This is a genomic window from Candidatus Woesearchaeota archaeon (assembly GCA_018303405.1).
Classification (GTDB): domain Archaea; phylum Nanobdellota; class Nanobdellia; order Woesearchaeales; family JABMPP01; genus JAGVYD01.
Genome location: JAGVYD010000003.1, coordinates 1 through 21,783, shown reverse-complemented (window position 1 = coordinate 21,783; position 21,783 = coordinate 1). Strand labels below are relative to the sequence as shown.

18 protein-coding genes are annotated in these 21,783 nt (G+C 44.4%); 5 read left to right on the top strand and 13 right to left on the bottom strand.

Going from position 1 to position 21,783, the window contains the following annotated elements; translation table 11 throughout:
- Positions 1–31 precede the first annotated feature (31 nt).
- The 11 genes from J4227_00540 to J4227_00490 all read right to left on the bottom strand — a co-directional run bounded on the left by J4227_00540 (position 32) and on the right by J4227_00490 (position 8,601).
- Positions 32–559 (bottom strand): hypothetical protein, encoded by a 528-nt coding sequence (locus J4227_00540; protein MBS3109001.1) that lies wholly within the window; start codon positions 557–559, stop codon positions 32–34.
- Positions 556–1,149, bottom strand: a complete 594-nt coding sequence (locus J4227_00535) for a metallophosphoesterase family protein (protein ID MBS3109000.1) — start codon at positions 1,147–1,149, stop codon at positions 556–558. The genes J4227_00540 and J4227_00535 overlap by 4 nt, the downstream gene beginning before the upstream one ends.
- 43 nt (positions 1,150–1,192) lie before the next feature.
- On the bottom strand, positions 1,193–2,473 hold the full coding sequence (locus J4227_00530) for an NAD(P)-binding domain-containing protein (GenBank protein ID MBS3108999.1): 1,281 nt from the start codon (positions 2,471–2,473) through the stop codon (positions 1,193–1,195).
- A 136-nt stretch (positions 2,474–2,609) separates the two neighbouring features.
- Positions 2,610–3,791, bottom strand: a complete 1,182-nt coding sequence (locus J4227_00525) for a VWA domain-containing protein (protein MBS3108998.1) — start codon at positions 3,789–3,791, stop codon at positions 2,610–2,612.
- Positions 3,781–4,764, bottom strand: coding sequence for an ATP-binding protein (locus J4227_00520; GenBank protein ID MBS3108997.1), 984 nt, complete (start codon positions 4,762–4,764; stop codon positions 3,781–3,783). The genes J4227_00525 and J4227_00520 overlap by 11 nt, the downstream gene beginning before the upstream one ends.
- Positions 4,765–4,940: 176 nt before the next feature.
- Entirely contained in the window at positions 4,941–5,399 is a 459-nt protein-coding gene (locus J4227_00515) for a 60S ribosomal protein L31 (GenBank protein MBS3108996.1), read from the bottom strand.
- A gap of 5 nt (positions 5,400–5,404) precedes the next feature.
- Complete coding sequence (locus J4227_00510; GenBank protein ID MBS3108995.1) at positions 5,405–5,578, bottom strand: hypothetical protein; 174 nt, start codon at positions 5,576–5,578, stop codon at positions 5,405–5,407.
- 63 nt (positions 5,579–5,641) lie between these two features.
- Positions 5,642–5,974 (bottom strand): hypothetical protein, encoded by a 333-nt coding sequence (locus J4227_00505; GenBank protein MBS3108994.1) that lies wholly within the window; start codon positions 5,972–5,974, stop codon positions 5,642–5,644.
- A 40-nt stretch (positions 5,975–6,014) separates the two neighbouring features.
- Positions 6,015–6,590: a 30S ribosomal protein S19e gene (locus tag J4227_00500; GenBank protein MBS3108993.1), complete on the bottom strand. Its 576-nt coding sequence runs from the start codon at positions 6,588–6,590 to the stop codon at positions 6,015–6,017.
- Between the two features lie 202 nt (positions 6,591–6,792).
- Positions 6,793–7,272: a hypothetical protein gene (locus J4227_00495; GenBank protein MBS3108992.1), complete on the bottom strand. Its 480-nt coding sequence runs from the start codon at positions 7,270–7,272 to the stop codon at positions 6,793–6,795.
- A 126-nt stretch (positions 7,273–7,398) separates the two neighbouring features.
- Positions 7,399–8,601 (bottom strand): aminotransferase class IV, encoded by a 1,203-nt coding sequence (locus J4227_00490; GenBank protein MBS3108991.1) that lies wholly within the window; start codon positions 8,599–8,601, stop codon positions 7,399–7,401.
- 165 nt (positions 8,602–8,766) lie between these two features.
- Here J4227_00490 and J4227_00485 point away from each other — a divergent pair, with 165 nt between their 5' ends.
- A complete protein-coding gene (locus J4227_00485) occupies positions 8,767–11,664 on the top strand; it encodes an ATP-dependent helicase (protein ID MBS3108990.1) in 2,898 nt (965 codons plus the stop codon).
- A 16-nt stretch (positions 11,665–11,680) separates the two neighbouring features.
- On the opposite strand, the gene J4227_00480 is transcribed toward J4227_00485, so the two are convergent.
- Positions 11,681–13,006, bottom strand: a complete 1,326-nt coding sequence (locus tag J4227_00480) for a hypothetical protein (GenBank protein ID MBS3108989.1) — start codon at positions 13,004–13,006, stop codon at positions 11,681–11,683.
- 412 nt (positions 13,007–13,418) lie between these two features.
- On the opposite strand from J4227_00480, the gene J4227_00475 reads away from it, so the two are divergent.
- The 4 genes from J4227_00475 to J4227_00460 all read left to right on the top strand — a co-directional run bounded on the left by J4227_00475 (position 13,419) and on the right by J4227_00460 (position 20,868).
- Positions 13,419–14,654: a Glu/Leu/Phe/Val dehydrogenase gene (locus J4227_00475; protein MBS3108988.1), complete on the top strand. Its 1,236-nt coding sequence runs from the start codon at positions 13,419–13,421 to the stop codon at positions 14,652–14,654.
- Between the two features lie 56 nt (positions 14,655–14,710).
- A complete protein-coding gene (locus J4227_00470) occupies positions 14,711–15,553 on the top strand; it encodes a TIM barrel protein (GenBank protein MBS3108987.1) in 843 nt (280 codons plus the stop codon).
- Between the two features lie 80 nt (positions 15,554–15,633).
- Positions 15,634–17,946: a transglutaminase domain-containing protein gene (locus J4227_00465; GenBank protein ID MBS3108986.1), complete on the top strand. Its 2,313-nt coding sequence runs from the start codon at positions 15,634–15,636 to the stop codon at positions 17,944–17,946.
- A 90-nt stretch (positions 17,947–18,036) separates the two neighbouring features.
- Entirely contained in the window at positions 18,037–20,868 is a 2,832-nt protein-coding gene (locus J4227_00460) for a hypothetical protein (GenBank protein ID MBS3108985.1), read from the top strand.
- 26 nt (positions 20,869–20,894) lie between these two features.
- Here J4227_00460 and J4227_00455 read toward each other — a convergent pair.
- Positions 20,895–21,783, bottom strand: an 889-nt coding sequence (locus tag J4227_00455; GenBank protein MBS3108984.1) for a group II intron reverse transcriptase domain-containing protein, incomplete at its 5' end; no start/stop codon positions are given.

The window sequence follows — 21,783 nt, the reverse complement described above, 5'->3', positions numbered from 1 at the left end:
GTTTGCAGAAATATATTTTCAGGAACATGATTTATTGAGGGATATTGGCTTCCTTTCCTCCCTGGCCAGGCTCCATGTCAAATAACTTTGCCAGGTTATGCTCCAGAAGCTCCCCGCTTGAGGAATCGAATTTCATGTTCAATGTCTTGAAGGTTCGTGTAAAGATTGTGACATTCCAGATTTGGCCATAATCCTTTAAATTTTGAAGTACATACATCGCTTTCAGCGGAAGCTCGCCGGGATAGTCAGTTTTTTGGAAAGCCAATGCTGCCTTCTTTATTTCCTCGAAGTCCCTTTTGACATCATCGATGATTATTGGCCTGATTTTCTCAGGCTCCTTCTGGAAAACATCCTTCTCTTCCTGGATCTTGACTGAATCATTTTCAAGCGTAAAGCTGGTCATTGCCTTTGTGTCATCGTCATAGTGGCCCATCTGCCAGGCCGCGCCAGGCTCATCCATGAAGAAGAAGTGTACAAGGTAAGCGTTGCTGTTCTTCTTCTCCCATTCCCTGAAATCCGGGTTTCCCTGGAATTTTAGGAAAATTTCCTTGATTGTCATAGTTCCACTATAACTCCGTCTGCCCCGGGATTTATAATTGTTGTCCTTTTTTTGAATATCTGCCTGGCCTTGGCATTTTCATGCAGGTGGCCGCAGATCACCAGGTCGATTTTATTGTTGTCTATGAATTCCCTGTAGGATTTGCATCCCACATGCTCTTCATCAATCAGGTCCAGCTTTGTTCCGGCCGGCGGGCCGTGCACAATAAGCACAGTCTTCTTGCCTGGCTTGATGTGTTTCCTGAATGATTTGGAGACAATCTCAAAATCAGGCTCGCGTGTCATGAATCCGCCGCCACCGAAGCCCATAAAAACATATTTTCCGGATTCATAGACAGCCTTGTGCAGAAAATTGACATTTTTCAAATTCAGGCACGCTCGCTCCATGTTTACTTCATCCTCATGGTTGCCATGGATGATTAGGAATGGCTTGCTAAACGACGCAATGCTCTTGATCAGCGTGCCCATCTCGTTCTCAAAAGTGGTAATATCGCCGGCGCATGCAATGATATCGCAGTTTTTAGCCTTTTCCTGAAGTTTTTCCAGGATGTTGATCCTGCCATGCAGGTCAGTGAATGCAAGGATTCTCATTTGCCTGTAAAAAATAGGATGCATAAAAAGTTAATTGATTCCTTCAGAGATTTTTGTATATCGCTCTGACAAAGTTCAATTCCTCGTCCTTGAGTACGGCTAGCAATTCCTTTATCATGAAAATGTGGTCCTTTTCAGAAAAAATGCCAAATAGTTCAAGTAGTGTAAATTCATTGTGCATAATTTTTAGGACCTTAATGATATCCTTGTTGGTCAGCGTAAAAGTGCATAATTTTTCCAGAATCTCTGGGTGGGGCTTGAATACTTTTAATACACGGTCAAAATCTTTTAGATTGCAATTTACCAAGAAGACACCCACCAACTCTTCTAGTTTGGCATTGAGGTCGGTTAGAGGGGAATTGAATTTAATTTCAGTGGCATCCTTGAGTGAATTTGCATCAAGTTCATTGGCAGCCAAGCATTTCAAAATCCTGCGCGACACATCTCGGTAGTTGGAAATTATTGGGCTAAACCCCCATCCAAAGCCAGTGCCCCAGGCTCTTGCATCCCCAATAAACGCTATTCTGTCCACATTATTCTGGTCGAAATTCGAGGCTATCGGGATATTGCCATAGTATTTTTTCTTGATGGTGATTTTTTTACCTTGGGTGTAGGGATGGGCCTTTACCATCTCAGCAAAATCTTTTTCAAGCAAATCCCTTCCCAGGGGCGTGCGGGTAACATAAAAACTGCCTATGAAATCAGTTTTCTTGTCAACAGGAAATGACCACCAATAGGGGATAGGATGCTTGTCAAGTATGGATTCCATAAAATTGTATTCTTTGCTTGGAAGTCCAATACGGGAAATTGCCCAGCCACCAACTGGAATGAAATATCCGCGTGTTACAACCCTAAATCGGCTGGCGAGAACAGAATCATACCCCATGGCATCTATTAGCAGCCTGCATGTGAATTGGCCAAGAGAGGTATTAACATGAATGCGGTTCCCATCATCTCTCAAGGATTCGAAACTGCAGTTCGACAAAATTTTAGCCTTATTCTTTTTTATTTTTACTATGAATTTGTTGAGCAGCTTGTTTTCATCTATAGCCGGGATGAATTTATTGATCTTGCCCAGCTTTATCCTGACCTCACTCCCAAGCATTGATCTCGCGACCCCATTTGTCATCCTCGAAGTAACCGTATCTGATATGCCTACCTCCTTAACCCTGTCATTCCAATAGGTCCATGCATGTATTGTCTGCCCGGCCAGGCCTTTCTCAACAATTAGAACATTGAGTTTGGACGAGAGTTCAGAGCCAACAGAAAGTCCTGCGGGACCTGCACCTAGAATTATTACATCAAAGATGTCCTCTTTTTCCATGCGTCAAATTATATGAGTATCCTATTTAAATATTATGAAATATTATGATATAGGTTTGGTTTGTCTTATTTGCACAGAATAACTTGCCATCTTGGGAATTAACGCAATATGAACGCCATAACAGGACACATTGAAGTTATATTGATGCATAGTAATCCTCCAGCACAATCTTGTCGAGCTCTTTCAGGTTTTTGACAACATAGAAGCGGCCTTCGCCTGTTTCAGCCATCTTCTTGGCAAACTTTTCTCCCTTATCATCGAGGTTTATCCCTATCAGTGACAAAGTTATTCCGGATGTTCTTGCCATCGAAACTGCTTCAAGCGTTTCCTCTTCCGGGCTGTCGCCAAAAGTGGGGAGTGCATCTGTCAATAGCAGCAAATGTTTTGTGGAATGAACGCGCGGAAACATGTCAATGCTTTGCATGATTGTGTCTGCAATATTGGTCTGCATGCTCGCCCTTATCATGGTAATGGCCCGCAACAGCCTCTGAAAGTCAGTTGTAGGGGATATTTTCTCCTTGATGTCTGTTCCAAATGACAGAAGCCCGACCTCATCCTTCTCATTTATTGCCTTATAGGCAAGGGCAATGCCTGCCTTTTTGCAGATTTCTATTTTCTGGCCCCGCATGCTTCCTGACGCATCAATAGCATAAATAATCGAAAGCTTGCCCCTGCTTTTCCTGTCATAAACAACCAGGTCTTCCTCCTTCAGGGAAGTGTGCTTTCTGCGAATGACCTGCCTCACGGATTTTTTCAGCGACAAGTCCCTGAACCTGTCTCCCCGCTTGTAGCCACGCGTATCGCTGGCATCGCCGTAAACATTGGCCTTTTTGTGAATTTTTTCTCCCAGCATCCCCTTTGGTATGATGTTGTTCAGCTCTTCCATATAAAGAACGAATGAAGCGAGGTCATATCCCTTGTCTGTGAAGCTGCCATCGCTGTCAATAACCTGGTTGTCCTTGAGCTTTTGCAGCCTTTCCTTGAGCTTATTGCGAAGCTCCCTGGCAAACTCAGGAATCCGTATGTTTTTGTTTATGTAGCTGGAATCATAGCCGCTGATCCTCCTGATGATGCTGTCTCCATACATGCTCTTGGCCAGGCTGAAATTCTTCACCATCTGTTCTATCATGATATCAGGATTGAATGAACTCAAATTTTGGTTGATTGCATCAGAAACAAGCTTGCCCTCATCGATGCTTTCCTTGTCAGCATCAGTTATTGAGTGCGTCAGTTCGCTCTCAGACCTGGAAAATCCCTTTTGGCGTTCCTCTTCAAAAGGTGTTTGTTCTTCAACTTCAGTGTACATGTCAAAGGCCATCACCTTTTTCAGCGTTAAAGTCGAAATGATCGGTGAATTTCTTGAATTCCTCTGCTATGAAGTCAGCAGGGCTTTTGAGGTATTTGACAGATGGCTTGAGTGTTATCCTGTGGCTCACAACTGATATAATGGCTTCCTGGACATCAGAAAGCTCGACAATTTTCCTTTTTGCAAGGAAGGCATTTGCCTGCGCCCTTTCAAAAAGCCCAATGCTTGCCCTTACGCTTGGCTTTTCCTCAAGGTCTTTGTGGTCTCTCAGGCTCCTGACAAAGGTGACGCTGAAGTCCAGAAGGCTTTCCGGGAATTTCACCGCCATTTTTTTCCCATTTGAGAGCACAATGGTTTTTTCTATCTGCGGTGTTTCTGGATATGACATGTAGATTATGTCAAACCTGTCCACAAAGACTTCCGAAAGCCGCTCTGTTGAGCTGTCCTCTGGATTCATGGTTCCTATGAAGATGAAATTGGTCGGGAAATCCACATCATAGCTTCCAATGGTGGCCGTTTTTTCGCTCAGGACCTGGAGCAGGCTGTTTTGCAGCTTTTCCGGGCATCGGTTGACTTCATCAAAGAACAGCACTCCCTGGTCGGCCTTGAATATTTTGCCAGGAGTGAACGCTTTCAGGCTCATAGGCCCAAATTCAAGAGCCTTCACTGGGTCAATATCCCCGAGGAGGTCTTCAACCGTCAGGTCAGGTGAACCCTGTATCCTGACAAAGCGGTCCGACCCCTTGATTTTTTTTGTTTTTCCATCCTGCTCTGATTTAATATCGATTTCAGGCAGAAGCTTTGCGACATTCTTGGCCAACGTTGTTTTGCCAATTCCGGGCGGACCCACAATAAGTATGTGCCTGCCCATTAAAAGCGCAGATTTGACCTGCTTCTTTACAGAATCCTGCCCCATTATATCTGAAAAGCAATCAGTTTCCTGAAGAAAGCTTTTTTCCAGGCTCCGGGTGATATCAATGGCCATAGGACAATTGGATAACCGTGGCCGTTTATAAATATATGTCCGGAACTTTGTTCCTAACGAATAAGTGATTTGCTTATTAGGAAATAACCTTGCACTCATTTCAAAACATACGAAAATTAAGGTTATTTCCTATAGGTTAGATAATTTCAGAAATAATACATGGCCGGGCCATGCGTTTAATTTGCAGTTTTGGGTTTTTTCTTGGCTGGCGCTTTCTTTGGCTTCTTTTCAGTTGTTTCAGAAACAACTTCTGCTTCCCTTATATCATCTGTCTCGGAGGGGGATGGCTCTTCATCTTTCTTCTCGGCTTTCTTGTCTGCTTTTTCAGCCTTGGCGGCCTTCTTGACCTTTTCATCCACGCTTTCTTTTTTGTCAACAGGCGCATCTACCAGCTCTGCATCAACCCTGCCCGCATCATTCTTGGTAACTTTGACCTTGATGTATGCGGGGGGATTCTTTATGCCATGTTTCCATATGAATAGGTTGAGGTATTTTCCAAGGTTCACGTCCTCGCTTTTCATGTGCTTTTCCAGGAATTGCCTGGCAGCATCAACGGCCTTCTTCGCCCTTCTGTACTTTGGGGCTTTTAGCCATTCTTTTCGCAGGGGTATTGTGTAAATTCGCTCAACTGCCATAGTAATCATGCCTTTGTTTTGGTCCTTCTCCAGCTTCTTTTGACTGTTGTATGCCTGCCCGGATGGATTTTCCTTCCGATGCCATACTTCTTTGGGACTGTCCAGAATGGAGCCCATCTTGACTGCTTTCCCTTCTTGGTAAGCCTTTTCTTCTTGCTTGGATGCTTGACTCTTGCCATTTTTTCACTTTTATATTCAGGTTGATTGAATGAATTTTATTTGATAATTAGCTTTTTCTGGCCCTAAGCTCGCCTGATTTTGCTCTCACGCTTGTTTCCCGCGAGCCTCATCAGCAGGTTTTTCAGCATTTCGTCATTGATTTTTTGGACCCTGCCTGACTGGACCAGTTGCCCAATCACAGCAATTACCTGTATAGCTTTTTCCTGGTCAACAGCTTTTATGTTGCCGTATCTTTCCAGGGCCTCTTTGGTAAACAGCTGCTTGACAATGCCTTCCAGCTCTGCTATCTGCCTTTGCAGCTCGGCCTCCTCATTTATTTTGCTGTTGGCCTGTGCATTTTGATTGGCTTGCAGTTGTGCCAGTTTTCTCCTTCTTATATCCTCAATCTCACTCATGATATTTTATATCAGCTTATGGCGATAACCTAAAAATGTTTTACTCTGCAGCCTGTGTTTCAGGGACTGCCTCTTTGGCATCTTTTTTCTTTTGCTTCTGCTTGCCTTCTGTCGGGGCTGGTGCAGCTGCCTTTAGCTCAGCCAGTTTGTCCGCATGCTTGGCTTCCATCTTGGGCATTTCCCTTGGCTTTGACTGGCGAATCTGGCTTGCGGCCTTGTCCACCAGCGACTTGCCCTTGGGCGTTACGATTCTGCCTTTATGGGTTCCCTTTGAAGTTTGCTTGGTCAGGCCAGCGGCATCCAGCTGCTGCAATATTTTTCTTACAATATTTCCTGATCCTTTGAAAGTGTGCTCTGGGGCATGCCCCCTGTTCTTTCGCCCGCCATATTTTATCCTGAGCTTTGCAACCCCTACTGGGCCGAGCTTGTATACATATTTCAAAACAGATGCTGCCCTGTAGTACCACCAGTCTGCCTGCATTGGCGGCCTTTCCTTGTGCATTCCTGTTTTTGCAAAGGCTGACCATACAGGAGGCTTGATCTGGCTGACACTTTTCAGCTCCTGGGCTGCTTTTTCAACAAGTTCCTGCTGTGGAACATCATATGCACTTGTCATTTGCTCACCTTGGATATTGCAATTTTGTATATGTTTTAGCTCTTCTTGGTCTTTATGCCTTATTTATAAGCTTAACTATTAGTTTATGGCCATTTGTAAAGCTAATCCTACAACTACAGAACCTCCAAACCATGATATGGGACAGTGTGTTTGTTTAAATAACTATGCTTTGGTTTGCATGGCCTGGCTATTCTCCCATTATCTATTGCCGCTTATTCCCAAAATAGAAAACCTTGCTGATGTCATAATCAGTTGGGTTCATTTCCTGCCTAGAAGCCCCTGCGCCAACACTTGCCTTCTTGGGCTCTTCTTTTGGAGGCGCAACTGTTGCCGCCTGATGCGCTGTTGTTTCCTGGCCTGCTGGCCTGGGGCTTGCGGCCGGTGCCCTCTCTGCTCCCTGCACGGCTATTTTCCTGATATCTGCCAATTCCTTTTTCAGGCCTGATATCTCATTTTCAAGCCTTTGGAACTCGCCCTCAAGATTGTTCCCGGAAAACCATTTTATCAGGTCTTCTGTGACTTTGTTGAAAATTACCTGCTTGAAGTACCTCTCCCCTTCAGAAAGCTGGGAGTCATAAGCAATCAGTGCTTCAGCAATTTTTGTTGCAGTCTGGAAATCATTTGCTATCTTTGTGCGCATAATTTCCTTTACCAGTAAGTTCAGTTTTTCGCCTTCTTGCATTTCTACCGCCATTGATTGATTTAATAGGGACTTTTTAACGTTATTATATTTGGCGGACAGCCATCTTTAATAAACTTTATGGAATGCCCGGGAATAAAATTCAAATCGTTGAAGCGACTGCCTGGTTTATTTCTTTTGCTTTGGGACTTGTATTCTGGTAAGCATCCTATGCTGGATGTCTTTCAACTTGGGGTCTGATAGTTCCCTGTCATTGATGATATCCTGATAAGCATTTGATATCCCTTCTATATATTCATTATCCAATGGGAATTGCCTTGTCTTGCCGATTGTGTATTGGAACAGGTACTCAACAGGCCCAAACCCCATCCAGGTGCCTGAAAACGCCATTGCGTCGCCCTCAAATAATTCCCGTAGGTGAAATGGCTCCTGCTTTACAGGTATGCCAAGCGCATCCGCGATTTCCAAGACTTTTTTCCTTTTTGTTCCTGGCAGGATGTCCATTGACAATGGAGGGGTATAAAGTACCCCATTTTTCACCATAAAAACATTTTCCCCTCCCCCTTCCAAAACATTTCCTTCATTATCCGTTATGAGTATCTCATGGAAATTTTCCCTTGATGCATCATCCTTCCCTGTTCCAGGAAGGTCATAATTTCCAGCTGTCTTGAAATTTCGCATTGGGCTCCTGACTCCGCGCGTTTTTGTTTCAAATCCAGGGCCCATGATTTCCGGTTCCCAGACAAGAACCCGTGGCGGAACTTTGCCGGCCAAATATGAGTCAACATTTTGGGTCGCTATTGTAACATACCCCTCCGCCCCGAGGCCTTCAACACCCGGGGCTATAGTCATGACGCGTTCCCCTTTTGGTCCCTCCACAAATTTATCATCTCTTCCAACGCCTGGCCTAAGGTAGATTTGTTGCTTCAGATGCAGTGCCCCGCTCTCGATGTTTCGGATAATTGCCCCAATATGAGCATCTCTTAATACGTTAAAATCCAGCACCAGGTATATTTGTGGTCTGTCAGCCGCCATTTCAATGCCGGGGTTTAGCCTGCGAAATCTTGCTCCAGGGCGCTCATATTCATTTTCATTTCCCCTCTCAGAGATTAGCTTGACCTTGGCTGTCCGCATAAGCCTATTCACATTTTCATCAAGCGTGAGAAAGTTGACAATTTCGGGGTCGCTGGAAGAAGGGACCGCCAAGGCGCCTTCAAACCCTGCTTTGCCATAATCCCTGTCTTGCCTGACAGGGCTGCCTGGGAACAATTTCAAGTAATCAACTATGCTATAGAAGCCTGTATTGCCACGAGTATCATGGCGGTATATCACATATGGTTTGTCAACGTCAAGTCTAAACTCAGGTTCCACCCTATCCCCCAATTGCAAAATAATTCCATCATTTATAAAATTTCCGATTTCTTCGCTATTTTAAAGTAGCAAATATTTCCTTGTAGATCTGGCAATGCCACTCTCCACTGGACACTTCAACATAAGCCATTTAAAGCCGGAGAATTTTCAAAAGGTGAATTAGGAATGGCCATAGCCTTCAAGGAAACACCGAACAGGAAAGAAGAGCTTCTGAATATTTTGCATCCTGTTGTGAAACGGTGGTTTTTTTCCAAATTTGAGGAATTCAGCCTGCCTCAGCTTTTTGGGGTTATGGAAATCCACAGCAGGAAAAACACCCTGGTGACAGCTCCAACAGGTGCAACAAAAACCCTGACAGGCTTTCTTTCAGTCCTCAATGAGCTTATTGACAACAGTGAAAAGGGGGTTCTTGAAGACAGGATTTATTGTGTCTACATTTCTCCGCTAAAAGCCCTGAATGAGGATATCAAGGTTAATTTGATAACTCCCCTGGAAGAAATGGAAAAGATTTCCGGAAAAAAACTGGGGATTAGGGTTGGGGTCAGGACAGGAGACACACCCACGGCTGAAAGGGCAAAAATGAGCAAGACCCCGCCGCATATCCTGATAACAACGCCTGAAACATTGGCAATCCTGCTATCCACGGTCAAGTTCAGGGACCATATGCGAAAAGCTGAATGGTGCATTGTTGATGAAGTGCATGCCCTTGCTGAAAACAAGAGGGGCGTGCATCTGTCTTTGAGCCTGGAGCGCCTCCAGGAACTTACAGGCTACATGACACGCGTCGGGTTGTCCGCGACAGTTGCGCCTATTGAGGAAATTGCGAAATATTTGGTGGGGTTTGAAAATGGGAAGGAAAGGGATTGCACAATCATTGACACGCAATTCATAAAAAAGCTTGACTTAAAGGTCCTGAGCCCTGTGCCTGACCTGATTAACACAGCACATGAAGTAGTGCATGATGCGATGTATAGGATGATTGACAGGCTTGTCCAGGAGCACAAGACAACGCTGATTTTCACAAATACAAGGTCTGCCACAGAGAGGGTTGTAAACCACCTTAAGGAAAAATTTCCAAAGAATTACACAGAGAATATTGGCGCCCACCATGGCTCATTGTCCAAGCAGCACCGGCATAAAATTGAGAATTCTTTGCGCGAAGGCAAGCTGAAGGTTGTGGTCTCATCAACCAGCCTTGAGCTGGGAATTGACATAGGGTACATCGACCTTGTAATCCTTCTTGGCTCGCCTAAATCAGTGGCCAGGGCGATACAAAGGTGCGGCCGTGCCGGGCATCGCCTCCATGAAGTGACCAAGGGAAGGATAATCGTCATGGACCGTGATGACCTGGTGGAATGCAGCGTGCTCCTGAAAAGTGCTGTGGAGAAAAAAATAGACAAAATCCACATACCGCAAAATTGCCTTGATGTCCTTGCCCAGCATATTTTCGGGATTGCAATTGCAGACAGGATTAGCAATGATGACATTTTCAGGGTCATAAAGAGGTCATACTGCTATAGCAGCCTGAAGCGCGACGATTTCGCTGAAGTCATGGATTATCTTTCCGGGAAATTTGTCGCCTTGGAGGACAGAAATGTCTATGCCAAGATTTGGCAGGATGAGGAAACAGGCATGGTGGGCAAGAGGGGAAAGATGGCGCGGGTGCTCTACATGACCAATATTGGCACAATCCCCGATGAAGCGTATGTGCAGGTAAAAGTTGGCCAGCATGTGATAGGCGAAATTGACGAGGCTTTTCTGGAAAGGCTGAAGCGCGGGGACGTATTTGTCCTGGGCGGTGAAAAATATGAATTCCTTTATGCCAAAGGCATGACTGCCTATGTCAATGCATCTGTCTACAGGCCGCCAAGCATTCCCTCATGGGTAAGCGAAATGCTGCCACTGAGCTTTGACCTTGCAATGGAGATCCAGAGATTCAGGAGGCTCATGGAAGACAAGTTTAAGTCAAGAAAAAACATGGAGGAGATTATAGCTTTCGTCAATGAATACCTTTATGTCGACGATTTTGCAGCAGCTGCAATTTATGAATATTTCAAGGAGCAGTATTACTATCTCGAAATTCCGCATGACAAGAAAATTTTGATTGAGCACTATTCAGACAAGGACAGGCATTATGCTGTTGTGCATTCCCTGTTTGGCAGGCGTGTCAATGACTGCCTCAGCAGGGCGGCCGGGTTTGCGATATCCAGGATGGAGCACAAGGATGTTGAGATAGGGGTGAATGACAATGGTTTCTACATTTCGAGCAACCGTGCACTTCCTGTCAAAAAAGCCCTGGAAATCCTCAGGGGCAAGAAAATCGAGATGCTGATGGATGCTGCCATTGACAAGTCTGAAATCCTGAAACGGAGGTTTAGGCACTGCGCTACAAGGAGCCTGATGATATTGAGAAATTACATGGGCAGGACAAAGAAGGTTGGAAGGCAACAGATGTCAAGCCAGCTGCTGATAAGTGCTGTGAGAAGGGTAAGCCAGGATTTCTGCATACTTAAGGAAGCAAAAAGGGAGGTATTGGAAGACCTGATGGATATCCAAAGCACAAAGCAGGTGATCGGCCTTATGGAAGAGGGAAAAATAAAAGTCGTGGAAAAGACTGTGACAATACCTTCTCCCTTTGCATTTGGCCTGCTGCTTGAAGGCCACATGGATGTGCTCACAATTGAGGACAAGGTGGAATTCCTTAGGAGAATGCATGAGATGATACTTGCCAAGATTGCCAAGAATCACAAGGATGTTTCTCCTCCGAAGAGAATCAGCGCTGAAAATTTCAATTATGAGGAGTTCTGGAGAGAAATGGTGGAAAAGCAGGAGGCAAGGCAGGACAGCCAGACTCAGCTCCTTAAGCAGCAGCTTTGGGAAACCAAGAATGTGCCTGGCTTTGCCAAGATGGAAATCATGAAGATGATTAAAGGCGAGAAAAATATTGATGAGAGGGTCCTTGCATCAATTGAAGAGTACAAAGATGAGATAGAGGCAAATTGGCCAAAGGAATTGAAGGCCTTTGTCATGCTGAAGGCCAAAGAGCTAAAGGCGCAGAATTGAGCAGGCATTGCCAGGCTCAGGAAAGAAGAGCTTTGGTGTAATCGATATCATCCAAAAATTCATAGGCATACCCCTCTGCCAGGGTCGCGGCTGCATCCGCCGTTATGGAATCATCAAAGCCAAGGCTTTTGATTTTCTCAATTATCTTGTCGGAAATGGTCTTTTTTTCCGAAAGCATGCTGCTAATCCTGGTCATGAATCTTTTTTGGTCTTGGTTGTCCCCGGCCTGCGCAAATTGCACCAGGGCTTTGCAATACCTGAGAATTTTAATGTTTGACAGCCCTTCGGTTGCTGAAAGATGCTGGAGATTCTCCTGTACGATGCTGATTGGGGGGATATGAAGCTTCTTGCCTTCGAGCTTAAATGGCCTGTAAATGCCGACATCCGAAGGCACAACAGCAATGTGCTCTTCGACAATTCTTTTTAGCGCCAGCTGCAATAATGCGCTGACGCTTAAGCAGTAGCTTGGGAGGTTCATGTCCATCCCCCTCTGTTCATAAGTGCCGTGCTTGTTGACTTTCACCGGGTTCCATGCAGTGTCCAGCTTTTTTGCATATTTCTTGATAAGCCGTGGGTCAAACCCCCAGTGGATGAGCTGGCTTTTTAAGAGATCATATCTCTTTTGTATTAGCTTGGCCAGGTCTGTTATTGTGTAGATATAGCTTTGAAGCCCGCCGAATATCTGGAAGTCATTGTAAAGCCCATTGAATTTGAGGTTTTCCCCGCCTCTGTAAAAAAGCATCCTGGAATCCTTGGCAAGGTACGTCCCCTGGATATAAGGGGAGGATTGCATAAAGGTTGTCACAACAGGGTCAGCTGCAATGAGAAAATTATAGCCGCTGATAAAGGATTGCTGCTCTTTTTTGTCCGGCAGTGTGACAATTACCCTCTTTTTCCTGCTAAAAATATTCTTGGGGACTGCAAAATGAAAATGAAAGCCCAGGCATAGGCCGCTCATCTTGAACTTTTCTTCGCCTAGAATCTTTTTTCTGATGTCATACCAAAAGCTTGAGTTTATCTCGGGATTGAACTCTCCTGGGTAAGTGGCAAATGGGTATAATAGCAGGTTCTTTTTCTCAGCAACTTCCCATGTTTTTTCAAGGGTGTATAATATGTGGTTAAAGGATGTCCTAAGGTCAGAGCTCGGCTGGGAGCCAACTTCTACCATGTGCTTGCCAACTTCCTTGACAACTGAAACATCCTTGAAATATTTCTTGGCACGGGATATAATGTAGTCCTGCTCATAGACAACATGGCCTTCCTTGTCCAGGGTAAACATCTCCATTTCAAACCCTGTTGTAAACCTGCCCTTCGCCTTCCATATTTTTTTGGTGTTGCTCATTCTTGTTCTTGGATTCAGGCCCTTGTGCCAATTTGCTCGCCCCTATTCACTATTGCCTTGGTTTGCAAGCAGATGCGAGGGATACTGCATGCCCCACATTATTGTGCAACGCAAAAAAAGAAGCTGGAATGCTTAGCCCGATAAGTTATATAAATGTTACTAATGTGTTTAATATGTCAAGAACTGCCTGCTAAAGGGATGCTGGAAATCGAAGATTTCCATCATGCTCAGAAATCGATATTCTTTCACCGAGCTAAAGCTCGGAGCGTGCGAAGTCGATTTCTGACATGTCAAATTTTTATTGGTTAAGGTAAACCTATTTAAACCGAAGGAAATGCACTAAAAAAGAGGAGGGTTTGGCATGCCGAAAAAACAGGGAGAGATTGACGAAAATATCAGGATGGTGAAGGATATGCAGAATGTCTGCATACACTGCATGTCCCAGCTAGACAAGGTGGCCTCCATAATTGAGCTTTCGCCTGCTGAAATAGATATTCTCAAGCAGCCAACAAGAAGCTTCACATTTATAATACCCGTGCGCATGGACAAGGGCACTGTCAGCAGGTTTGTGGCGCACAGGGTCCAGTTCAATGATGCGCGCGGCCCGACAAAAGGGGGAATCAGGTTCCACCCCGACGTTGATTTGGAGGAGGTTAAGACCCTTGCATTTCTCATGACATTGAAATGCGCCTGCGTTGATATTCCATTCGGTGGCGCCAAAGGGGGCGTTGTTGTCAATCCAAAGGAGCTTTCCATAGGTGAGCTTGAGCGGCTGAGCAGGGGCTACATACGTGGAATCCACAGGTTTATTGGCCCGAACATTGACATTCCCGCCCCTGATGTTTACACTACGCCGCAAATAATGGCCTGGATGCAGGATGAATATGAGAAAATTTATTTCGAGCATCGGCCAGGTGTGATAACAGGCAAGCCGAAGCCATTGGGCGGAAGCGAAGTCAGGGACTATTCGACTTCTTATGGATGCGCAGCTGTTTTCAAGGAGATGGTCAAGGAAATGGGCCTCGACAAGGAGCTAAAAATTGTTATACAGGGATTTGGCAATGCAGGCTCTAACCTCGCAAGCATATTATCAGGATGGGGCCATAAAATAATTGGTATCAGTGATTCCAAAGGCGGCATTTTCAGCAATGATGGTCTGGACATCAAGTCATTGCTCGCTTTCAAGGAAAAAATTGGCACTGTGATTGGATTTCCGGGGAGCGCAAGAGTCACAAATGAGCAGCTTTTGGAGCTGGATTGTGATGTTCTTATCCCCGCTGCCTTAAGCAGCCAGATTACAAAATCAAATGCGGACAAGATTAAAGCCAAGATTGTGATGGAGCTTGCCAATGCGCCTGTTACAACCGAAGCCGATGAAATTCTGGACGCTAAAGGGATTGTTGTAGTGCCGGACATCCTGGCAAATGCTGGAGGAGTGGTTGTGAGCTATTTTGAAACTGTGCAAAATCACTATAACTACAAGTGGAAGCAGGAGGCAGTGCTGAGGCGCCTTGACAGGATAATGACAACTGCATTCAGGGAGGTCTATGACAAGTCAAAGCACCATAAGTGCAGCATGCGGAATGCGGCTTACATAGTCGCCGTAAGGCGAGTGCTCGAAGCTGAAAAGCTGAGGGGGACATACTGATTCTCCCCTGACAGTTGGCAGCTCAATATTCCAGTTCAAGGACAGCATTGTTAAAAATGAAATTAAAAATAAACTCCCTGCTTTTTGGGACTGCCGGAATCCCGATAGCAGCTAATCCAAGGACAACTCCAAATGGGATTTCTAAAGTGAAAGAGCTTGGCCTGGGGGCTATGGAGCTTGAATTTGTGCACTCTGTAAATATCACAAAAGAAAAGGCTCCAGAAATCAATGAAATAGCAAAAAAAAACAACGTTGTTCTGACCTGCCATGCGCCTTATTACATAAATCTGAATGCCGTTGAAAAGCCAAAATGGCATGCCTCTATTTCCAGGATTGTCCAGTCTGCAAAAATAACATCATTGTGCGGAGGCTATTCAGTATGCTTCCATCCTGCATATTACCTAAAGCAGGATCCCAAAGATGTATTCAGCAAGGTAAAGGAGGCAATAAGCATAATAGTCGAGGAGCTGAAAAACAGCGGCGTTGAAATCTGGGTTAGGCCGGAAACTGCCGGCAGGGTGGCCCAGTTTGGCAACTTGTCGGAAATACTTGATATGTGTGCGCATTTTGACAATGTCCTGCCGTGCATAGACTGGAGCCATTTGCATGCGCAAAGCAATGGAAAATACAATACAAAAAAGGAGTTTGAGGACGTGCTTTCATTGATGGAAAATAAGCTTGGCAAGCGCGCCATGCAAAATGTGCATTTCCATTGCCAGGGCGTTGCCTACAGCGATAAAGGTGAGAAAAGCCATATCCCGCTTAAGGAATCAGATTTAAACTACACAGAGCTTGTCAGGGCGTGGAAGGAATTTGGGATAAAGGGTGTTGTGATAAGCGAATCGCCAAACATTGAGAAGGATGCCCTGTTGATGAAAAGGATTTATGATTCAGCATAGCAGCGGGCTTTATTCTTGAAAGGAGGGGGATATTTGGCAGAAGGGAAAAATATTAATAAGCACGCCGCAGGTAAAGCAACATGGGGAAAAAAGGTGCAGTTATAATACCATTAGCAGTCTGTTTACTGTTCACTATATCATGCTCCGTATTTGCGCAGGATGAGATTTTCACTGCCAGCGACCTGACTGCAAGCCTGGCAATCTCATCAAACATGGATATTGTGCCTCTCGGCAATAACTGGAGAATCGACAAGCTGAGAGTGGAGCAGACATTTTTCCCAAAAGATGCCTGGAACCAGGATGTCTTGGAATTGGACAATAATCCTGAAGCATCCATAAATGATTCTGCAATAAATTATGTCTGGGAGCCTCCTGGAACCGACTCGGTTGGCTTTGCCATGGACAGCATGGTCAAGGTCACGTATGGCTTTATGCCAGTTGACAGGAAAATTTCCTTTCCTTTGCTTGAGCTGCCTGAAGACCTGCAGAAGTATGTTATCCCGCAAAAGAATATTGATTCGGAAAAAAGGGAAATAATCGAAAAGGCAAGCGAGCTTGCAAAAGGGGAAAGCGACCTTTATGTTGTTGTCTTCAATGTTGCTGAGTGGATACAGAACAATATAGAATACAGCCTCGACAGCCTGACTGCAGAGGCTTCTCAAAAGGCATCATGGGTGCTTGAAAACAAGGAGGGCGTTTGCGACGAGCTTACCTCGCTTTTTGTGGCCATGCTTCGCAGCCTCGGAATTCCTGCAAGATATATAAGCGGCGTTGCCTACACGAATTGGAACAGCCTGAATGATTTTGGGCCGCATGCGTGGGCAGAAGTCTATTTTCCAGGGTATGGGTGGATTCCCTTTGACATAACATATGGTGAGTTCGGATTTGTGGATGCCGGGCATATCAGGCTAAAGGAAAGCCTTGATTCAAACGAGCCAACTGTCAACTACCGGTGGGACGGCTGGCTGGTGGACATTCAAACGCACAGGCTAAAAATCGAGACTGAAGTTGCTTCCTTGGGCAGCAGATTGAATCCAGACCTGATCCTGGATGTGGCTCCACTGAAAGACAGGGTAAAATTTGGCTCCTATAATCTAATTGAGGCTGAAATCTACAATCCCAACAGCTATTATTATCCAACAGAAGTTATAATTTCAAGGTCGAGTGGGCTGGAATTGGTCGGGGACTCCAAGAAGCAGGTCCTCCTTTTGCCCGGGGAGCGAAAGAAAGTTTACTGGGTGATGAGAGTGGACAGCAATCTGGACAAGTCATTTATCTACACTTTCAGGATAATTGTGCAGGGTGCAAGAAATGCAACAGGCACTGCAACATTTGTCTCTTCCGACAGGGACCAAAGCTTTGACCTGGAATACATCAATGGCATACTGGCGCAGAAAATTGAGGAACGGCAAAAAACATACAGCAGGAGCGTAGGGCTTGAATGCAAAACAGACAAGAGCGAATACTATCTTGATGAAATCATAAAGATGGATTGTGACATCAGGAATGAAGGCAATGCCTATCTTAAGGATGTCAGCATGTGCTATGAAAACGACTGCAAAATGCTGGATCTGGGAATAGCTGAAAAAGGCAGCGTCTCGTATGCAATAAAATTTGAAAGCGAGGGTGCGAAGAACCTCGACATTGTCGCAAAGAATGAGTTTATCACAAAGACAGTTGGCCTGTCGCTGACCATGCTTGACCCTCCAATGGTCTCAGCTGAAGGCATCATCACTCCGGAGTCCCTTGAATTTGGAAAATCGTACACCATGGAATTTACACTGCTCAAGGACTCCTTTTCCGAGCCGGTTAATCTCAATGTCAGGATGGCCGGGCCGATGGGTGAGCGGACATGGCAGGTTCCAAACATGAGCCAGGACAGGAAGTTCTATGTGAGCTTTGAGTCCAGCATGCTCAATCCTGGGCAAAATGATTTTGAAATAGTCTTGGACTATGAGGACAAGCTTGGGAGAAAGTTCACAGGAAGCAAGACTTTTGCCATGCAGTTCGACAACCTGAATTTCCTGCAGAGGCTGCAGCTTAAAATGAACAGCTTCGCCAGGAATTTCTCATCCCTTGACATAAAATTGGTGGTCATGATTGCATTTGCCTTTGGAATTGCATTGGGATTCATTTTCAGGCCAAAGAAACACAAGGCTGGCGTTCCCGAGGACTATCTGGAGAAAGTTGAGGGAAAGGGGCTTGATGCCATGGAACCTGCCCATGAAATTGAGCCCGGGGAAATTAAAGGCGATTCCCTTATAAAGCCGTTTCAGCGGACAATTGAAAAGGTGGTGGTGCCTGAATCAAAAAATGAGGAAAAAAGTCCTGAATTGCGTGACAGGCGCAAGGATGACCAGGGCAAAAAGCCAAAACAACCAAAGAAGGCCTGATCCGTTTGGTTTTAAAAAGGGTGTTATTCAGCCAGGCATGTTGCATGGATTTTAGAAAGCATTATAATATGAAAGGAATCTGATGATAAAATGAAAGAAAAATATGAAAAAATTGTGCCCGACACATCAGTAATAATTGAAGGCCTTCTGTCTGCAAAGATCAGGGACGGAAAAATCAGGGCAGACACAGTCATTATACATGAGGCAGTGCTCGCAGAGCTTGAGCATCAGGCCAACCTGAACAAGGCCCTGGGTTTTTTGGGCATTGACGAGATAAAAAGGATTAAGCAGCTTTCTGTCAAGGATGGTTTTGAAATTAGATTCGCGGGAAAAAAGCCTTCTGCAGCTGAAATAAAGTATGCATCATTGGGTGAGATTGACTACATTATCAGGGAGCTTGCTATCGAGGAAGATGCAGTGCTTATGACAGCTGACAAGATACAGGCCCAGATTGCAGAAGCCAAGGGTGTCAGGCTTATCTATGAGAAAATTGAGGCATTGCATAAGAAACTCCTGCTTGAGGATTTCTTCGATGAGACCACTATGAGCGCCCACCTTAGGGAGAATGTGCCGCCTTTTGCAAAGAAAGGAATGCCGGGGAATTGGCAATTCATCAAGGTCAGGGAAAAAATCCTCGCAAGGGAGGAAGTCCAGGATATTTCCAGGGAAATAATAGAGGAAGCCGGAGTCAGGAAAGATGCATTCATTGAGATTGAAAGGCCAGGCTCAACCATAGTGCAGCTTGGCAAGTTCAGGATTGTTATTACGAAGCCGCCATTTTCTGATGGCTGGGAAATAACAGCAGTGAGGCCTGTCAAGAAATTGGGCCTCGGGGATTACAAGCTGTCTGAAAAGCTCAGCAAAAGGATTGAGGAGCAGGCAGAGGGGATATTGGTTGCAGGCGCGCCGGGGATGGGAAAATGTCATGGAAAAGGTACACCCATCCTTATGTACCGTGGTCAAATAAAAATGGTTGAAGATATCAGGGCGGGGGATTTAATCATGGGTCCTGACTCTAAGCCAAGGAAGGTGTTAAGCACTACAAAAGGATACGGTAAACTGTACAGAGTTAAACCGGTAAAGGGGGACCCTTACATAGTCAATGAAAACCATATTTTATCTTTGAAATATAGCACGAGTAAAATTGAAAAAACTACCAATATATCTGTTAAAGATTTCTTAAATTCACCACCACATATTAAAGAGCGTTGTAAAGGATATAGAACTGGAATAGAATTTCCGAAAAAAGAAACCCCAATTAGCCCATATTTTTTAGGAATATGGTTAGGGGACGGTCTTTCTGCAAGCTTAAGAATATCCAATTCTGAAATTGAAATTCTAAGTTTTTTAGATGATTATGCTCAAGAAAATGGGTTGATGCTTAAACAGCATTCATACAAAATGGGAACAACGTGTCAAACTTATGGTTTAACTGTTGGCCATCGGGGGGGAGTTGTAATTAATCCTCTTCTAAATAAAATGAAGGCCCTTAACATAATGCAGAACAAACATATTCCAGATCTTTATAAGATTAATGATTATGGAACCAGATTGGAAATTTTGTCTGGTCTGATAGATACAGATGGCTATTTATATGCAAATTGTTTTGAAATTGCTACAAAATTTGAAAAATTAAAGGATGATATCCTGTACCTCGCAAGGTCAGTTGGTTTTGCGGCATATAGCAATGACAAATACGTGAAAAATAGAAAATATTATCGAATAAGAATATCAGGCGATATTTCAAAAATACCGACAAGGATAAAAAGAAAGCGAGGGCATGCAAGGGAGCAGGTTAAGAATGTTTTAAGGACTGGAATAAAAGTTGAAGATATCGGATATGGCGACTATTATGGCTTTGAATTAGATAAAGATGGTTTATATTGTTTAGGCGATTTCACTGTTACACATAATTCAACCTTTGCGCAGGCCCTTGCAGAATTTTATGCTGGAAAAGACAAGATCGTCAAGACAGTTGAGGCCCCAAGGGACCTTGTGCTGCCTGACAATGTCACCCAGTATGCCATCAGCCATGGTGACGCCCAGGAGATTCATGACATTTTGCTTCTGTCCAGGCCCGATTATACCATATTTGATGAGATGAGGAATACAGATGACTTCAAGCTGTTTGCCGACTTAAGGCTGGCCGGAATAGGATTGGCAGGGGTTGTCCATGCAACAAATCCGATTGATGCCATCCAGAGGTTTGTCGGGAGGATTGAGCTGGGCGTGATACCGCAGGTTATAGACACGGTGATTTTCATAAAAAACGGGGCTGTGTTCAAGGTGCTTTCGCTGAACATGACAGTCAAAGTTCCATCAGGCATGACAGAGGCTGACCTTGCCAGGCCGGTAGTTGTTGTTAATGACTTTGAGACTCAGAAGCTTGAATATGAATTGTACAGCTACGGCGAGGAGACTGTTGTAGTGCCTGTCAGGGGCGAGCAGCAGGCCAAGCCAGCGCATAAGCTCGCGGCCAAATCAATTGAGCAGGAATTCAGGAATTACACGGCAAACCCCAAGGTGGAGATGCTTTCAGACAACAAGTGCGCCGTTTATGTTGCAGAGAATGATATCGCAAGGATTATAGGCAAACAGGGACAGAATATCAACGGCATTGAGGAAAAATTGGGGCTGTCAATTGAGATTAGGGACATCATGGACAAGCCAAGGGGAAGTGATTCCCAGGAAGCGCATGAAGGCCTGGAATACGAGGTTAAAATTATGAAGAAAGGCGTTGTTTTCCAGCTCGGCCATGAAGCTATTAACAAGGATGTTGATGTATTTGTCGCTGGTGATTATCTGCTGACGGCAAAAGTCGGCAAGACAGGCATAATCAAGGTGCACAAGAACAACAAGATTGGAAGGATTCTTGTTGATGCTGTGAACTTCGGGGAGAAAATAAAGCTTGTTGCGAAATAGGATTGTCATAAAGATATGTAAAAAATCTAAGCGGGACAATATTTTCTTATTTGGATGTTATATTCTTTTGTTGATATTTCATTTGTAAATTGTCCCCTGAAGATTGATAAAATATTTTTTCGCATGATGAATGTGCTTGCCCACCTGCTATAAGACAGCCAGCCCTCAATAAAATCATAAATGGCATCGTAGCTAACCAATTTGCTGTAATATTTTGCACAGAGCTGCGACAGGTTTATGCGAAACTTCCTTATATTGCTTTTTTTCAGCAGCTTATGGTAATAAAATATCTTGAATCCCAAAAATGTTGTGCCTTGCATGACTAAAGAGATTTTTGACTTATCAGGATGCAGTTCTATTTTTAGGCTGGCTTTGAGGAAATTATTTATCTCTGACTTGCATGCTTCTAGGTTCCATTTGTTATTGCCCAAGATGACAAAATCATCAACATAGCGGATATAATAGTTTACCTTAAGTTTATGCTTGACAAAATAGTCAAGCTCGTTGAGGTAGACATTCGCAAAGAACTGCGAGGTCAAATTTCCAAGAGGCATGCCTTTTTTCCCTTCTTTCGGCAATATATGATTTGCGAGAATCTGTTTTATAAGCCACAAAATCCTTTGGTCTTTTATTCTTTTCTTTATTGCCCCCATTAGAATTTTATGGTCGATATTTTCAAAATATTTCTTTATGTCAGCTTTTAAAATATAGCGTTTGAGGGTGTTGTTCCTGCTCACTTTTCTTTTGAAATAGTCAAATCTTTGCAATGCTTTCAAAGTTCCCTTGCCTTTCCTGTTTGCATAAGAGTCATGGATAAATGTTTTTTCAAATATTGGCTCAATAATGTTGCATAAAGCATGATGCACAACCCTGTCACGAAAATCTGATTTGCTTATCTTCCTTGTTTTCGGGTCG

Bases quoted from the DNA above. Each gene is read 5' to 3' on its own strand.
- J4227_00480 (MBS3108989.1), bottom strand. From the start codon at position 13,006: ATGAGCAACACCAAAAAAATATGGAAGGCGAAGGGCAGGTTTACAACA.
- J4227_00465 (MBS3108986.1), top strand. From the start codon at position 15,634: ATGGGGAAAAAAGGTGCAGTTATAATACCATTAGCAGTCTGTTTACTG.
- J4227_00525 (MBS3108998.1), bottom strand. From the start codon at position 3,791: ATGGCCTTTGACATGTACACTGAAGTTGAAGAACAAACACCTTTTGAA.
- J4227_00485 (MBS3108990.1), top strand. From the start codon at position 8,767: ATGGCCATAGCCTTCAAGGAAACACCGAACAGGAAAGAAGAGCTTCTG.
- J4227_00540 (MBS3109001.1), bottom strand. From the start codon at position 559: ATGACAATCAAGGAAATTTTCCTAAAATTCCAGGGAAACCCGGATTTC.
- J4227_00495 (MBS3108992.1), bottom strand. From the start codon at position 7,272: ATGCAAGAAGGCGAAAAACTGAACTTACTGGTAAAGGAAATTATGCGC.
- J4227_00470 (MBS3108987.1), top strand. From the start codon at position 14,711: ATGAAATTAAAAATAAACTCCCTGCTTTTTGGGACTGCCGGAATCCCG.
- J4227_00460 (MBS3108985.1), top strand. From the start codon at position 18,037: ATGAAAGAAAAATATGAAAAAATTGTGCCCGACACATCAGTAATAATT.
- J4227_00500 (MBS3108993.1), bottom strand. From the start codon at position 6,590: ATGACAAGTGCATATGATGTTCCACAGCAGGAACTTGTTGAAAAAGCA.
- J4227_00530 (MBS3108999.1), bottom strand. From the start codon at position 2,473: ATGGAAAAAGAGGACATCTTTGATGTAATAATTCTAGGTGCAGGTCCC.
- J4227_00475 (MBS3108988.1), top strand. From the start codon at position 13,419: ATGCAGAATGTCTGCATACACTGCATGTCCCAGCTAGACAAGGTGGCC.
- J4227_00505 (MBS3108994.1), bottom strand. From the start codon at position 5,974: ATGAGTGAGATTGAGGATATAAGAAGGAGAAAACTGGCACAACTGCAA.
- J4227_00510 (MBS3108995.1), bottom strand. From the start codon at position 5,578: ATGGCAAGAGTCAAGCATCCAAGCAAGAAGAAAAGGCTTACCAAGAAG.
- J4227_00535 (MBS3109000.1), bottom strand. From the start codon at position 1,149: ATGAGAATCCTTGCATTCACTGACCTGCATGGCAGGATCAACATCCTG.
- J4227_00515 (MBS3108996.1), bottom strand. From the start codon at position 5,399: ATGGCAGTTGAGCGAATTTACACAATACCCCTGCGAAAAGAATGGCTA.
- J4227_00520 (MBS3108997.1), bottom strand. From the start codon at position 4,764: ATGGCCATTGATATCACCCGGAGCCTGGAAAAAAGCTTTCTTCAGGAA.